Source organism: Luteococcus struthionis (genome assembly GCF_048595755.1).
Taxonomy (GTDB): Bacteria; Actinomycetota; Actinomycetes; order Propionibacteriales; family Propionibacteriaceae; genus Luteococcus.
In genome coordinates this window covers 2,003,783-2,018,036 of record NZ_CP184360.1, presented here as the reverse complement: position 1 = coordinate 2,018,036, position 14,254 = coordinate 2,003,783, and the positions used below count along the sequence as shown (strand labels likewise).

Sequence of the window (14,254 nt, the reverse complement as noted above, 5' to 3'; positions counted from 1 at the left end):
ACCAGCGCCGGAAAATTCATTCGCCCCAGGGGTCGTAATTAGTTTGATTCCCAAGTAGAGTCTCCTGTGACATAGATCACAGTGGCAGCGCCGCCACCCCTATCCAACGTCGGACAGGAGCATCATGACCAGCAACTCCAGCGCCACCCAGCAGTTTCGGGCAGCCCGCGACCAGCTCGTGAGCCTGCAGCACGACTACGACGCTGCCCGCGCCAACTTCGAGTGGCCCCGCTTCGAGGAGTTCAACTTTGCCCTCGACTGGTTCGACCACTTGGCCACCGAGCCCGACTCACGCGACCGCGAGGCGCTGGTCATCGTCGACCAGGATGGCCCCGAGACCCGCCGCACCTATGCCCAGATGGCCCAGCGCAGTGACCAGCTGGCCAACTGGCTGCGCGAGAAGGGCGTCAAGCGCCAGGACCGCGTGATGATCATGCTGAACAACCAGGTGGAACTGTGGGAGAGCATGCTGGCCTGCATCAAGTTGGGCGCCGTCATCGCGCCCACCACCGTGATGCTTGGTGCGGCCGACCTGGATGACCGCACCGAGCGCGCAGAGGTCTCCTGGGTGATCGCCAATGCCCAGGACGCTGCAAAGTTCGGCAACGTGCCGCGTGCGCTGTCGGTCATCCAGGTGGGCGAGACGGAACCCGCACAGGAGACGCATCCCACCCACTTCTTCGCCGACTCGCACCAGGCCCCGCTCGATTTCACCCCCGATGGCCCGACCCGCGCCGACGAGACCCTGCTGCTCTACTTCACCTCCGGCACCTCGTCCAAGGCCAAGCTGGTGGAGCACACCCACACCAGCTACCCGGTCGGCCACCTCACCACGATGTACTGGATCGGCCTGGAGCCCGGTGACGTGCACCTCAACGTCGCCGCCCCGGGATGGGCGAAGCACGCCTGGAGCAATTTCTTCGCCCCGTGGATCGCCGGCGCGACGGTCTTCCTGTACAACTACGGCCGCTTCGACGCCAAGGCCCTGATGCAACAGATGAGCAAGGAGGGGGTCACCAGCTTCTGTGCTCCCCCCACCGTGTGGCGCATGTTGATCCAGGCCGACCTCAGCCTGCTGACCAATCCCCCCAAGAAGCTCGTGGCGGCCGGCGAGCCGCTCAACCCCGAAGTGATCAGCCAGGTGGAGAAGGGCTGGGGCACCCAGATTCGCGACGGCTTCGGCCAGACGGAGAGCTCCGTGCAGGTGGGCAACTCCCCCGGCCAGCCGGTCAAGTCCGGCTCGATGGGGCGCCCACTGCCCGGCATGGACGTGGTGCTGATCGATCCCGCCACCGACGAGATCGGGGAGACCGGCGAGCTCTGCCTCAAGCTGGATCCCCGGCCGGTGGGGTTGACCCCCGGCTACTACGGCGATCCGGACCGCAATGCCGACGCCTTCCGCGACGGGTACTACCACACCGGAGACATCGCGGAGCGCGACGAGGACGGCTACCTCACCTATGTGGGCCGCAGCGACGACGTCTTCAAGGCCAGCGACTACCGGCTGTCACCCTTCGAGCTGGAATCGGCCGTCATCGAGCATCCGGCCGTGGCCGAGGTGGCCGTGGTGCCCTCCCCCGATCCGATCCGGCTGGCCGTCCCGAAGGCCTACGTGGTGCTGGCCGCCGGCCACGAGCCCACCGCAGAGACCGCCGAGTCGATCCTCAAGCACTGCCGTGAGACACTCGCTCCCTACAAGCGCATTCGTCGCCTCGAGTTCCACGAATTGCCCAAGACCGTCTCGGGCAAGATCCGTCGCGTCGACCTGCGCAAGCGAGAGAACGAGATCCACGCCGCCGACGGCGGTGCCAGCAGTGCCAGCACCGAGTTCGCCGACACGGACTTCCCCTCACTGCGCGGCTGAGGCCCGCAGTACGCAGCACCCCCGATCTCGCCCGGGCCTCGTCACGAGGCCCGGGCGGGTCACATCCAAGGAGGACGACGATGGCCCAGGGCCGCAGCACGAAAGACCCGATCGCCGAGGCCGGGCGCCAGTGGGAGGCCCACGGCTGGGGCCACGCCGCCACCGGCATGACCGCCGTCGTCTCGCTGGTGCGCGTGCACCAACTGCTGATGGCCCAGATCGATGCCGCCCTCAAGCCCTTCGGGATCACCTTCTCGCGCTTCGAACTGCTGGCACTGCTCATGTTCAGCCGGGCCAGGGCGCTGCCGATGAGCAAGGTGAGCGCCAGGTTGCAGGTGCACCCCGCCTCGGTCACCAATACCGTCGACCGACTCGTCGCCGACGGGCTGGTGGAACGGCGCCCCAATCCCGACGACGGGCGTGGCATCCTGGTGGCCATCACCGACCAGGGGATCACCCTGGTGCAGCAGGCCGCCAAGGCCCTCAACGAGGTCTTCAGCAGCCTGCAGCTCTCCGCACAGGAACAACAGCAACTGCTGGAGCTGAGCACCAACTACCGCCGTCGCGTCGGGGACCTGGCCGACTGACCAAGGCGGAATCTCACCGAGGTCTCAGCTCTTTTCACTCGCTGGCGGGTTAGCCTCCCACCAAGGAGGAATCATGGACACCCAACAGGCAGAAAGAATGTCGACTGGCAAGGGTTTCGTGGCGGCTCTGGACCAGAGCGGCGGCTCGACACCAAAGGCCCTGAAGCTCTACGGCATCGACGAGGACCAGTATGGCAATGAGGCCGAGATGTTCGACCTCGTCCACCAGATGCGTACGCGGATCATCACCTCGCCCTCCTTCACGGGCGAGAAGATCCTGGCAGCCATCCTGTTCGAGGACACGATGGATCGACAGGTGGAGGGCATCGACACCGCCACCTACCTGTGGCAGACCAAGCAGATCGTGCCCATCCTGAAGGTCGACAAGGGATTGGCCGAACAGGCCGACGGCGTGAAGCTCATGAAGCCGATGCCAGAGCTCGATGAGCTGCTGGGACGTGCCGTGGCCAAGGGCATCTTCGGCACCAAGATGCGCTCCTTCATCGCCGAGGCGAATCCGAAGGGGATCAAGGCCAATGTCGTCCAGCAGTTCGAGGTGGGCGGCCGGATCGGCCACCAGGGCCTCGTCCCGATCATCGAGCCGGAGGTGGACATCAACGCGCCGGACAAGGCCGAGGCGGAGCAGATCCTGCGCGAGGAGCTGCTGGCCCATCTGGAGGCCCTGCCCCAGGAATGCCCGGTGATGCTCAAGCTCACCATTCCCAGCCAGGACGACTTCTACGCCGACGTGATCGCCCACCCGAACGTGATGCGCGTCGTCGCGCTCTCGGGCGGCTACAGCCGGCAGGAGGCCAACGAGCGGCTGGCTCGCAATCCCGGGTTGATCGCGTCCTTCTCCCGGGCACTGACAGAGGGACTCTCGGCCACGCAATCCCAGGAGGAATTCGACGCCCTGCTGGCCGAATCAATCGACAGCATCTACCGGGCATCGATCACCTGAGCCACGAGCAGCGCTGCAAACAGAGAGATATCCGGTCCTTGTTGCCACTGTGGCAATGAGGACCGGATATCTCTCTGTTTGCGTACGCGCCAGGCTCTGGAGCCGTCAGTCGTGCGTGAAGTTGGGCTCCCGCTTCTCGACGAAGGCCGCCATGCCCTCCTTCTGGTCATTCGACGCGAAGACCGAGTGAAAGACGCGACGCTCATGGTCGATGCCATGGCTCAGGGTGGTCTCGAAGGCGGCATTGACCACCTCCTTGACCATCATGGAGGCCACCAAGGACTTGGCCGCGATGGTCTCGGCCACCGTGTGCGCCTCGTCCAGCAGCTCGTCGGCCGCCACGATGCGCGAGACCAGCCCGGCCCGCTCCGCCTCCTCGGCGTCCATCATGCGGCCGGTGAGGCACATCTCCATCGCCTTGGCCTTGCCCACGGCACGGGTCAGGCGCTGGCTGCCGCCCATGCCGGGGATGACGCCCAGGTTGATCTCGGGCTGGCCGAACTTGGCCGTGTCGCTCGCCAGGATGAAGTCGCACATCATCGCCAGCTCACAGCCGCCGCCCAGGGCATAGCCCGAGACGGCCGCGATCACCGGAGTGCGCAAGCGGGTGAAGTCCTCCCAGCCCTTGAACCAGTTGGACAGGTACATGTCGGTGGCCGACTGCGGCTGCATCTCCTTGATGTCCGCACCGGCCGCGAAGGCCTTCTGCGAGCCGGTCAGGATGATGCAACCGATGCCGGGATCGGCGTCGAACTCGCGCCCGGCCGCCACCACCTCGTGCATCGTCTGCTCGTTGAGGGCGTTGAGTGCCTTGGGACGGTTGAGGGCGATGACCCCCACCCGGCCCTTGGTCTCCACCAGGATGTTCTGGTACTCGGCCATTGCTCATGCCTCCTTGCCAGTGGACTGTTGACGGATCGTCTCGATGATCCCAGAGAAGTCCTTGCGTCCGCCCTCGCCCTCGCTGAAGCGACGGTAGATCTCGACGGCCAGCTGGCCCAATTGGGCATCGGTACCCGACAACTCGATGGCGCCGGCCGCAAGGCCAAGGTCCTTGGCCATCAGTGCTCCCATGAAACCCCCCTCGAAGTCGCGGTTGGCGGGGCTGGTGGGAACCGGGCCCGGAACCGGACAGTTCGTGTTGAGGGCCCACGACTGGGCGGTGCTGGTGGAGGCCACGTCGAAGAAGGCCTGGTGGCTCACGCCGAGCTTCTCCGCCAGCACGAAGGCCTCGCTGATGCCGATCATGTTGATGGCCAGCACCATGTTGTTGCACAGCTTCACCGCCTGCCCGGCCCCCGCGCCGCCACAGTGCACGATCTTGCTGCCCATGGCCTCCAGCACCGGGCGCGCCCGTTCCAGGTCCGTCTCGTCGTCGGCGCCCACCATGAAGGTGAGCGTGCCCTTCTCGGCCCCCACGGTGCCGCCGGACATGGGAGACTCCACCAGGGTGTGCCCGGCGGCCACCACGGCCTCCCGGGCGGCGAGGCAGTCGGCCACGCCCACCGTGGAGCTGTCGATGAACAGCGAGCCAGCGGGTGCCGCGGCCAGCAACCCGTGCTCGCCGGTGAGGGCCTCCAACAGGATCTTGCCGTTCGGCAGGCTGGTCACGACCACCTGCGACTCCCGCGCTGCCTCCTCGGCCGAGGCGCAGTTCTGGATGCCGGCCTGCTCGGCACGTTCACGCGCCTCGGGCATCGGGTCATAGCCGCGGACGGTGAAACCGCCCTTGACCAGATTGGCCGCCATGTGGGCGCCCATGTTTCCAAGGCCGATGAAGGCCACCGTGGTCTGCGTCATGTCTGTCCTTCCCGTGCTACGGGTTCAGGCCTGCTGGGCCAGGTTGAGTTCGGTGATCCGGTCGTCGTCGACGGGGCCGAAGACGCGCTCCACGTCTGCCTCGCCGACCTCCTCGAGGGTGGCCGGCTGCCACTGCGGATTGCGGTCCTTGTCGACCAGCTGGGCCCTGATCCCCTCGACGAAGTCATGCCCGCGCTGCATGTTCATCGAGACCCGGAACTCGGTGTCCAGCGCTTCGGCCAGGCTCTGGCCGCGGGCCCGGCGCAGCGATTCCAGCGTCACCTTGAGGGCGAGGGGGCTGTTGCGTCGGATCCGCTTGGCGGCATCGCGGGCCCAGTCGTCGTCGACCTCGTCGAGCGCCGCGAGGATCTTCTCGACGGTGTCATGGTCGTAGACCTGCTCGATCACGTCGTGCTCGGCGGTGAAGCCCGCGGGGGCGGGGCGCGCGTGCACCCCGACCACCGCATCGGCGTCGCCGCTGGTGCACAGCTCGTCCACGAGCGCCTCGATCTGGTCGGCCGGGACGTAGACGTCGGCCAGACCGCACTCGATAGCCTCCCCGGCACCCACGTGGGCGCCGGTCAGCGCCAGGTGGGTGCCCAGGTGACCGGGCACGTGGGTGAGCAGGTGGGAACCGCCGACGTCGGGCACGAAGCCGATGCCGGTCTCGGGCATGCCCACCCGGGTGTCGTCGGTGACGATGCGGTGCGAGCCGTGTGCCGAGACGCCGATCCCGCCGCCCAGCACGATGCCATTCATGATCGCGACATAGGGCTTGGGGTATTGCGAGATGGCGAGGTTCAGCGGGTACTCGCTGCCCCAGAACCGCGCGCCCTCGGTGCCATTGGCCTTGGCGTCGTGGTACAGGCTCACCACGTCGCCACCGGCGCACAGGCCGCGCTCCCCCGCCCCACGCAGGAGGACGACGGCGACGTCGTCGTCATCCCGCCACTGGTCCAGGACCTGGACGAGGGCGTCGACCATGGTCTGGTTGAGCGCATTCATGGCCTTGGGCCGGTTGAGGGTGATCACCCCCGCGCGGCCGCGGACCTCCGCTAGCACCTCGTCGGTGCCCAGGTCGATCGAGGTCACGACTGGTCACCCCGCGGCATCACGAAGGCCGAGCCGTCCTTGGTGCCGGCGGCCCAGCGGGAGGTGACGGTCTTGGTCTTGGTGTAGAAGCGGAAGGCGTCGGGACCGTGCTGGTTCAGGTCGCCGAAGCCGGACGCCTTCCAGCCGCCGAAGGTGTAGAAGCCGATCGGCACGGGGATCGGGACGTTGATGCCCACCATGCCGGTGTCGACGCGGGCGGCGAAGTCCCGGGCGGCGTCGCCGTTGCGGGTCATGATCGAGGTGCCGTTGCCGTACTCGTGGTCGCTGACCAGGGCCAGCGCCTCCTCGTAGTCCTTGGCCCGCACGATGCACAGCACCGGGCCGAAGATCTCGTCGGTGTAGATGCTCATGTCGGTGGTGACCTTGTCGAACAGGGTCGGGCCGATGAAGTAGCCGTTCTCGTGGCCCTCCAGGCTGAAACCACGGCCGTCGACGACCAGCTCGGCCCCGGCGGCCTCGCCCTGGCCGATGTAGTCGATGACGCGATCCAGCGCGGACTGGGCCACCAGCGGTCCGTAGTCGGCCTTGGGATCCTCCGAGGCGCCGACGGTGAGCTTCTCGGCGCGCTCCTTCATCTTGGCCACCAGTGCATCGGCGGTCTCCTCGCCCACGGGGACGGCCACCGAGATGGCCATGCAGCGCTCGCCGGCCGAGCCGTAGGCGGCGCCGACGAGGGCGTCGGCCACCTGGTCCAGGTCGGCGTCGGGCATGATCACCATGTGGTTCTTGGCGCCGCCGAAGCACTGGGCGCGCTTGCCGAGCTCGGCGGCGCGGGTGTAGATGCTCTGGGCGATGGGTGTGGAGCCGACGAAGCCGTAGGCCTTGACGCGCGGGTCCTCGAGGAGCGCGTCGACGGACTCCTTGTCACCGTTGACCACCTGGAAGATGCCATCGGGCAGTCCCGCCTCGGTCCACAGCTCCGCCAGGCGCAGCGGCACGCCGGGGTCACGCTCCGAGGGCTTGAGGATGAAGGCATTGCCGGCGGCCAGCGCCGGGCCGCACTTCCACAGCGGGATCATGGCGGGGAAGTTGAAGGGCGTGATGCCCGCCACCACGCCCAGGGGCTGGCGCATCGAGTAGGTGTCGATTCCTCGGCCCACGCTGTCGGAGAACTCTCCCTTGAGCATGTGCGGGGCGGCCATCGAGAACTCGACGACGTCCAGGCCACGCTCGATGTCACCCATCGAGTCGGCGATCACCTTGCCGTGCTCGCTGGACAGCAGGGCCGCCAGCTCGTCGATGTTCTCGCGGACCAGCTCCACGAAACGGCCCAGGATGCGGGCGCGCTTCTGGGGGCTGGTGGCGGCCCAGGCGGGCTGCGCCGCGGCAGCCACGTCGACGGCCTTGGTGACCTCGTCACGGGTGGCCAGGGCGACGCGGCCCTGCACCTCTCCCTTGGAAGGGTTGTAGATGTCTGCATAGCGGCCGGACTTGCCCTCGACGATCGCCCCGTCGATGTAGTGGTGCACTTCACGAGTCATGATTGCTTCCTCTGCCTGTCGTCATTGACTGCCCAAGAATGTGGCTTTAATCACACAGTACATAGTTTGACTTCCAAATACCAGAGTGGGTTTCAAGGCCCGGACAGCCAGGCTCCCAACCAGGGGAATCACCGCTCAAGCAGCAGCGCCTCTCCCTGTCCGCCGCCACCGCACAGGCCGATCGCGCCCCTCTCGGCGCGCCCATTGGCGATCTGGTGGGCCAGATGGACAGCGAGCCGCCCACCCGAGGCCCCGATCGGATGACCGATCGAGATCCCTCCCCCGCACTCGTTGACCTTCTCCAGGTCCAGGCCCAGCTCCCGGGCCGAGTGGACGACCACGGCGGCGAAGGCCTCGTTGATCTCCACCAGGTCCAGGTCCTCCACGCTCCAGCCCTGACGCTCCAGCGCCTGGGCAATGGCCCGCGCCGGCTGCGCCTGGAGGGACGCGTCGGGCCCGGCCACCTGACCGCAGGCGCGCACCGTGGCCATCACCGCCCACCCCTCGCGCTGGGCTCGCTCGCGAGTGGTGAGCACCACGGCCGCGGCGCCGTCGCAGATCGCGGAGGCATTGCCTGCCGTGATGCTTCCGTCGGGAGTGAAGGCGGGGCGCAGCTTCGCGAGCGACTCGACGGTGGACTCGGGGCGCAAGCCCTCATCTCGATCGACCACGACCTCACCCTTGCGGCCACGCACATTCACGGGCACCACCTCGCGGGTCAGGATTCCCTGCTCCCACGCCTGATGCGCACGGCGATGGCTCTGCACCGCGTACTCGTCCTGCTCCTGACGAGTCACCGGATAGACGTCTGCATACCGCTCGCTGAGCTCGCCCATCGGGATGCCGAGATCCGCGGCGGTGAGCCCGTCGAGTGCCATGTGGTCCAGCACCGTGCCACTGCCATAGGATCTCCCGGCGCGCAGCTCCGGCAGCAGGTGGGGCGCCCGCGACATGGACTCCATACCCCCGGCCACCACCACGTCGGCCTCGCCACAGCGCAGCAGCCGGGAGGCATCGATGATGGCGGTCAGCCCGGACAGGCAGACCTTGTTGATCGTCACGGTGTGGGCGCTGGCCGGCAGGCCGGCCCCCAGGGCCGCCTGCTTAGCGGGATTCTGGCCGACGCCCGCCTGGAGCACCTGCCCGAGCATGACCGCCTGGACCTCTCCCGGATCGATGCCACCCGCCTCCAGGGCGCCCTTGATCGCCATCGCCCCCAGCTCGACAGCCGGGATGCTCGACAGCTGCCCCAGCAGACGGCCCGACGGAGTGCGTCGAGCCCCGACCACCACCACGTCGTCGGACCGGTCCTCGGCCCGCGGAGTGCGGACCGGCGCGTTTGCTCCAGACATCGGAACCTCTTCTCATCATTGAGTACGGTTTCTTTGCCAATCGTACAGTTGAGATGTGATGAATGCCACAGCCAAGGACGGTGACCAAGGTCCTGAACCGGCAAACTAGGCTTGCCCCACGGCCCTGTGCCCCGCCGACCAGCAACAGAACGGATCCACCCATGACCACACCCCACATCTCCTGCGAGAAGGGCGACATCGCCGAGCTCGTCCTGATGCCCGGAGACCCCCGCCGGGCCAAGCGCATCGCCGAGTCCTTCCTGGACGACGCCCGGTTGGTGAGCGACGTGCGTGGCAACAACATCTTCACCGGCAAGCACCGCGGCACGCCGATGAGCGTGATGGCCTCCGGCATGGGCGTCCCCACCACGGCCCTCTATGCCACCGAGCTCTTCCGCTTCTACGGGGTCAAGCGCATCTGCCGCGTGGGGACCACGGGAGGCATCTCCTCGAAGGTGAAGGTGCGAGACGTCATCATCGCCAATGCGGCCCACACCAACTCGAGCATCGCCACCATCCATGTGCCCGGCATCAACCTGTCGCTGGCGGCCAGCTTCGACATGCTGCGCGGGGCCGTCGCCGAGGCCCGGGCCACTCCGCCCGAGGGTGCGCAGGTGCACGTCGGCGCGGTCTACTCCAGCGACTTCTTCTATCTGGACCGGCCCGACATCGTCGCCGGGCTCGATCGGATGGGAACGCTGGGGGTGGAGATGGAGTCGGCCGCGCTCTTCCAGTGCGCCCTGGCCGAGGACGCCGAGGCCCTGACCGTGCTGACGGTCAGCGACCACCTCAAGGACGGTTCGGGCGACATGGACGCCGAGGAGCGCGAGACCCGCTTCGGCGACGCGCTGCGCATCGCCACCGCCGGCCTGCTCGCCTGAAGGCCACGACAGCGCACTGCCCCGCACTCCGGTTGGAGTGCGGGGCAGCGTCGTGTGCGTCGATCAGGAACCGGCCGAGTTGCGGATCAGGTAGTCGAAGGCGCTCAGGGCCGCGGTGGCACCCGAGCCCTGCGCGACGACGATCTGCTTGTACGGCTCGGTGGAGCAGTCGCCGGCGGCGAAGATGCCCGGCACCGAGGTCTCGCCACGCTCGTTGATCTCGATCTCACCGCGCGGGGACAGCTCGACACCGCTGTCCTGCAGCCACCGGGTATTGGGCAGCAGGCCGATCTGGACGAAGACGCCGGAAAGCTCCAGCTGCTTCTCCTCGTCGGTGGTGCGGTCCTTGTACTTCAGCGCGGTCACCTGCGCACCGTCACCGACCACCTCGGTGGTCTGGGCGCTGGTGATGACGTCGACATTGGGCATGGAGGTGAGCTTCTTCTGCAGCACACCGTCGGCCTTCAGCGTGTCCATGAACTCGACGACCGTCACGTGGTCGACCACACCCGCCAGGTCGATGGCCGCCTCGACGCCGGAGTTGCCACCGCCGACGACGGCGATCTTCTTGCCCTTGAACAGCGGGCCGTCGCAGTGCGGGCAGAAGGTCACGCCCTTGTTGCGGTACTCGTCCTCGCCCGGCACCGACATCAGGCGCCAGCTGGCCCCGGTGGCGAGGATCACAGTGCGGGCCTTCAGGGATGCCTGGTCACCGAACTTGACAGTGTGGTAGCCGCCCTGCTCCGAGGCCGGCACGACTCCGGTGGCCGAGAGGTTCTTGAGCACGTCGATGTCGTAGTCGCCGACGTGCTGCTCCAGGGCCGCGGCGAACTTGGGGCCCTCGGTCTTCGGCACGGAGATGAAGTTCTCGATGCTCATGGTGTCGAGCACCTGGCCACCGAAGCGCTCCCCCACCAGACCGGTCCGGAAGCCCTTGCGGGCCGTGTAGATGGCGGCGGCGGCACCAGCGGGCCCCTGGCCGACAACGAGCACCTCGTAGGGGTCGAGCTCGTTGAGCTTGCTGGCGGCGCGCTCGCCAGCGCCGGAGTCGAGCTTGGCGACGAAATCAGCCATCTCCATCCGGCCAGAGGCGAAGGGCTCACCGTTGAGGTAGACCTGCGGGACGGCGAGGATGTTCTTCTCGTTCACCTCGCCCTGGAAGAGCGAACCCTCGACCGCGGTGTGCTTGATGCGCGGGTTCAGCACCGCCATCGCATTGAGCGCCTGCACCACGGTGGGGCAGTTCTGGCAGGTCAGCGACATGTAGGTGACGAACTCGTAGTCACCGTCCAGCCCCTTGACCTGGTCGATCAGGTCGGCGTCCTCCTTGACGGGATTGCCGCCCACCTGGACCAGGGCCAGGACAAGGGAGCTGAACTCGTGACCCAGCGGGATGCCAGCGAATCGGACGCTGATGTCCGATCCGGTCCGCACGATGGCGAACGACGGCTTGCGCGCGTCGTCGCCATCAGTGCGGACGCTGATCTTGTCCGACAACGCCGCGATCTCGTTCAGCAGCTCGACCATCTCGGTCGACTTGGGGCGATCGTCGACGCTGGCGACCAGCTCGATCGGCTCGACGACCTTGGTCAGCAGCTGCGAGAGCTGCGCGGTGAGGTTGGAATCAAGAACAGCCATGGCTCCTACTTAAGGGTGTGTGTTGATGCTGGGAGTGATCTGGATCAGATCTTGCCCACGAGGTCGATGCCGGGCTTGAGGGTCTGCTCGCCCTCTTCCCACTTGGCGGGGCAGACCTCACCCGGGTGGTTACGCACGTACTGGGCGGCCTTGATCTTGCGGATCAGCTGGCCGGCCTCACGGCCGATGCCCTCGGCGGTGACCTCCATGTACTGGATGACGCCGTCGGGATCGACGAGGAAGGTGGCGCGGTCGGCGCGGCCCTCGTCCTCACGCAGGTTGTCGAAGTTCTTGGTGATCTGCCAGGTGGTGTCGCCCAGCATGTAGTACTTGATCTTGCCGACCTCCTCGGAGGCCTCGGTCCAGGCCTTGTGCACGAAGTGCGAGTCGGTGCTCACGGCGAAGACCTCGACGTCGAGGGCCTTCAGCTCCTCGTAGTGGTCAGCCATGTCACCGAGCTCGGTGGGGCAGACGAAGGTGAAGTCGGCCGGGTAGAAGAAGAAGACGGACCACTTGCCCAGGACATCGGCCTCGGAGACCTCGACGAACTGACCGTCCTTGTAGGCATCGGTCTTGAAGGGGAGGATCTTGGTGTTCATGAGCGACATGCGAAGAACCTTTCACGGTTGTTATTTTGGAAGAGTTCCAGAAACTGGAACCTTTCAAGATTTAGCTTAGGGCTTGTGCTCCCCGAAAGCAAGGGCGCCGCCCCGCGCCAGACCTGCACCGCCACCCGTCGGGGTGCACTCCCAATCTATCCAGCCGCAGTGACATTCGGGCGCAGTGAGCGAGACCGAACGCAACGGACCCGACACCCCTCAGGGATGTCGGGTCCGGCAACGAAGAATCGTGGCGTCGCGGTCAGTCCGCCCGGCAGTCCGGGCACAGGCCCCAGTAGATGACCTCGGCCTCGTCCAGCTCGAAGCCATGGGTGTCGACGGGCGTGAGACACGGCATCCGCCCGACCGCGCAGGCGACGTCGACCACCTTGCCGCAGCCACGGCAGGCCATGTGATGGTGATTGTCATGGGCGTGGATCTGGTAGCGCGCCGGATGCCCGGCCAACTCCACCTTGCGCACCACGCCCGCCTCGCGCAGCGCATTGAGTGCGTCGTAGACCGACTGCACGGAGGCGGAGCCGAGCCGATCGAGCACACCGGCACGCACCTGCTCCACCTGGGCGTGCGGGGACTGCGCGAGCACGTCGAGCACGGCGGTGCGGATGGCGGTCACCCGCATGCCGGCCCCGCGAAGCAGCTCGGCCGAAGCCTGTTGGCCCTCCATCACGCCTCCCTCGTCATGAGTCCATCATGCGCCATCGGTGCAACTGGCCCCAGATGACACGAAAGCCCCGGATCAAGATCCGGGGCTTTCGAGTGGCAGATGTAGGGTTCGAACCTACGTAGGCGTACGCCGACAGATTTACAGTCTGCTCCCTTTGGCCACTCGGGCAATCTGCCATGCCGGTTGACCCGGCGAGGAGAAACATTAGCAGCCCATCCCGGCATCTCGCCAATCGAGCGGGTGGGGCTGGCACAATTGGCCACGACCGGACGCCAACCGGCGTCAATCCCTGACCCCGACCGGGCCGCATCGCCCGTCACCCCAGGAGGAACCATGGCAGCCGACAGCTCCTTCGACATCGTCAGCAAGGTCGACCGCCAGGAGGTGGACAATGCGCTCGGCCAGGCCGCCCGCGAGGTCAGCCAGCGCTTCGACTTCAAGAACACCGATTCCACCATCAAGTGGTCGGGCGAGGAGACCATCGAGATCGAGAGCAATGGCGAGGAGCGAGCCAAGGCCGTGCTCGACGTCTTCCAGTCCAAGCTCATCAAGCGCGGCGTGAGCCTCAAGGCGATCGAGTCCGGCGAGCCCCGCCTGAGCGGCAAGATGTGGAAGATCACCTGCTCCACCAAGCAGGGCATCACCCAGGAGAATGCCAAGAAGATCTCCAAGCTGATCCGCGACGAGGGCCCCAAGGGAGTCAAGGCCCAGATCCAGGGTGATGAACTGCGCATCAGCTCCAAGAAGCGCGACGACCTGCAGGCCGTCCAGCAGCTGGTGAAGGCGCAGGACTACGACTTCGCGGTCCAGTTCACCAATTACCGCTGAAGCCTGACCACGAAAAGTGTGGATGGTAGCCATCGAGGACGGTGGTTGCCATCCACACTTTTCATGGCTCCACCTTCCGGCGCACCCCCAATACTTAATCACGGATTATTCCGGCTATATTTGGCGCATGCCCACTGAACTGCCCCTTGCCAACCAGTCCGGAGGCTGCGGTTGCGGCCACGACCACGAGACCGAGGTCCCCACACTGGTGGCCGGCCAGATCCCGCACGCCGTGCGTCACGGGGCCATCATCGGCGCGCTGGGCCAGCTGCCCAGCGGCGGCCAGATGGACCTGGTCGCCCCGCACGTGCCCACTCCCCTGCTGGACCAGATCGAGCAGCTCTTCCCCGGTGTCTACGGCACCGAGGTGATCGACCCCACCCCGCAGGCCTACCGGATCCGCTTCTCCAAGGCCTGATCAACACGCTCCCGTGCCCGCCGGCCAGCCACACCGGCGGGCACTGT

General features: G+C 66.7%; 14 protein-coding genes and 1 tRNA gene. 6 read left to right on the top strand and 9 right to left on the bottom strand.

The features are described from left to right. The first annotated feature begins 124 nt into the window (after nucleotides 1–124). The 3 genes from ACOAMO_RS09250 (at nucleotide 125) to ACOAMO_RS09240 (ending at nucleotide 3,412) form a co-directional block, all read left to right on the top strand. The gene (locus ACOAMO_RS09250) at nucleotides 125–1,864 is read left to right on the top strand and encodes an AMP-binding protein (RefSeq protein WP_420174514.1); all 1,740 of its coding nucleotides are present in this window, start codon (nucleotides 125–127) and stop codon (nucleotides 1,862–1,864) included. Between the two features lie 80 nt (nucleotides 1,865–1,944). Continuing rightward, nucleotides 1,945–2,451, top strand: coding sequence for a MarR family winged helix-turn-helix transcriptional regulator (locus tag ACOAMO_RS09245; RefSeq protein ID WP_420174513.1), 507 nt, complete (start codon nucleotides 1,945–1,947; stop codon nucleotides 2,449–2,451). Between the two features lie 73 nt (nucleotides 2,452–2,524). Beyond that, nucleotides 2,525–3,412: a fructose bisphosphate aldolase gene (locus ACOAMO_RS09240; RefSeq protein WP_420174512.1), complete on the top strand. Its 888-nt coding sequence runs from the start codon at nucleotides 2,525–2,527 to the stop codon at nucleotides 3,410–3,412. Nucleotides 3,413–3,517: 105 nt separating this feature from the next. On the opposite strand, the gene ACOAMO_RS09235 is transcribed toward ACOAMO_RS09240, so the two are convergent. The 5 genes from ACOAMO_RS09235 to ACOAMO_RS09215 all read right to left on the bottom strand — a co-directional run bounded on the left by ACOAMO_RS09235 (nucleotide 3,518) and on the right by ACOAMO_RS09215 (nucleotide 9,158). Further along, nucleotides 3,518–4,294 (bottom strand): enoyl-CoA hydratase, encoded by a 777-nt coding sequence (locus ACOAMO_RS09235; protein WP_420174511.1) that lies wholly within the window; start codon nucleotides 4,292–4,294, stop codon nucleotides 3,518–3,520. A 3-nt stretch (nucleotides 4,295–4,297) separates the two neighbouring features. Further along, on the bottom strand, nucleotides 4,298–5,212 hold the full coding sequence (gene mmsB / locus ACOAMO_RS09230) for a 3-hydroxyisobutyrate dehydrogenase (protein WP_420174510.1): 915 nt from the start codon (nucleotides 5,210–5,212) through the stop codon (nucleotides 4,298–4,300). Between the two features lie 24 nt (nucleotides 5,213–5,236). After that, nucleotides 5,237–6,304, bottom strand: a complete 1,068-nt coding sequence (locus tag ACOAMO_RS09225; RefSeq protein WP_420174509.1) for an enoyl-CoA hydratase/isomerase family protein — start codon at nucleotides 6,302–6,304, stop codon at nucleotides 5,237–5,239. Then, the gene (locus ACOAMO_RS09220; RefSeq protein WP_420174508.1) at nucleotides 6,301–7,806 is read right to left on the bottom strand and encodes a CoA-acylating methylmalonate-semialdehyde dehydrogenase; all 1,506 of its coding nucleotides are present in this window, start codon (nucleotides 7,804–7,806) and stop codon (nucleotides 6,301–6,303) included. Before ACOAMO_RS09220 ends, ACOAMO_RS09225 begins: the two co-directional genes overlap by 4 nt. Nucleotides 7,807–7,934: 128 nt before the next feature. Continuing rightward, nucleotides 7,935–9,158 (bottom strand): acetyl-CoA C-acyltransferase, encoded by a 1,224-nt coding sequence (locus ACOAMO_RS09215; RefSeq protein ID WP_420174507.1) that lies wholly within the window; start codon nucleotides 9,156–9,158, stop codon nucleotides 7,935–7,937. A gap of 161 nt (nucleotides 9,159–9,319) precedes the next feature. Here ACOAMO_RS09215 and ACOAMO_RS09210 point away from each other — a divergent pair, with 161 nt between their 5' ends. After that, nucleotides 9,320–10,039, top strand: a complete 720-nt coding sequence (locus tag ACOAMO_RS09210; RefSeq protein ID WP_420174506.1) for a DeoD-type purine-nucleoside phosphorylase — start codon at nucleotides 9,320–9,322, stop codon at nucleotides 10,037–10,039. Nucleotides 10,040–10,102: 63 nt separating this feature from the next. On the opposite strand, the gene ahpF is transcribed toward ACOAMO_RS09210, so the two are convergent. The 4 genes from ahpF to ACOAMO_RS09190 all read right to left on the bottom strand — a co-directional run bounded on the left by ahpF (nucleotide 10,103) and on the right by ACOAMO_RS09190 (nucleotide 13,137). After that, nucleotides 10,103–11,677, bottom strand: coding sequence for an alkyl hydroperoxide reductase subunit F (gene ahpF / locus ACOAMO_RS09205; protein ID WP_420174505.1), 1,575 nt, complete (start codon nucleotides 11,675–11,677; stop codon nucleotides 10,103–10,105). A gap of 44 nt (nucleotides 11,678–11,721) precedes the next feature. After that, nucleotides 11,722–12,285, bottom strand: coding sequence for an alkyl hydroperoxide reductase subunit C (gene ahpC, locus ACOAMO_RS09200; protein WP_420174504.1), 564 nt, complete (start codon nucleotides 12,283–12,285; stop codon nucleotides 11,722–11,724). Between the two features lie 253 nt (nucleotides 12,286–12,538). Further along, the gene (locus ACOAMO_RS09195; RefSeq protein WP_420174503.1) at nucleotides 12,539–12,961 is read right to left on the bottom strand and encodes a Fur family transcriptional regulator; all 423 of its coding nucleotides are present in this window, start codon (nucleotides 12,959–12,961) and stop codon (nucleotides 12,539–12,541) included. A 93-nt stretch (nucleotides 12,962–13,054) separates the two neighbouring features. Beyond that, a tRNA-Tyr gene (locus ACOAMO_RS09190) sits at nucleotides 13,055–13,137 on the bottom strand. Between the two features lie 157 nt (nucleotides 13,138–13,294). Here ACOAMO_RS09190 and ACOAMO_RS09185 point away from each other — a divergent pair. Next, nucleotides 13,295–13,789 carry a YajQ family cyclic di-GMP-binding protein gene (locus ACOAMO_RS09185; RefSeq protein ID WP_420174502.1) on the top strand — a complete coding sequence of 165 codons (495 nt, stop codon included), beginning with the start codon at nucleotides 13,295–13,297 and terminating at the stop codon, nucleotides 13,787–13,789. A 127-nt stretch (nucleotides 13,790–13,916) separates the two neighbouring features. Further along, complete coding sequence (locus tag ACOAMO_RS09180; RefSeq protein WP_420174501.1) at nucleotides 13,917–14,207, top strand: DUF2249 domain-containing protein; 291 nt, start codon at nucleotides 13,917–13,919, stop codon at nucleotides 14,205–14,207. The last annotated feature ends 47 nt before the right edge of the window (nucleotides 14,208–14,254 follow it).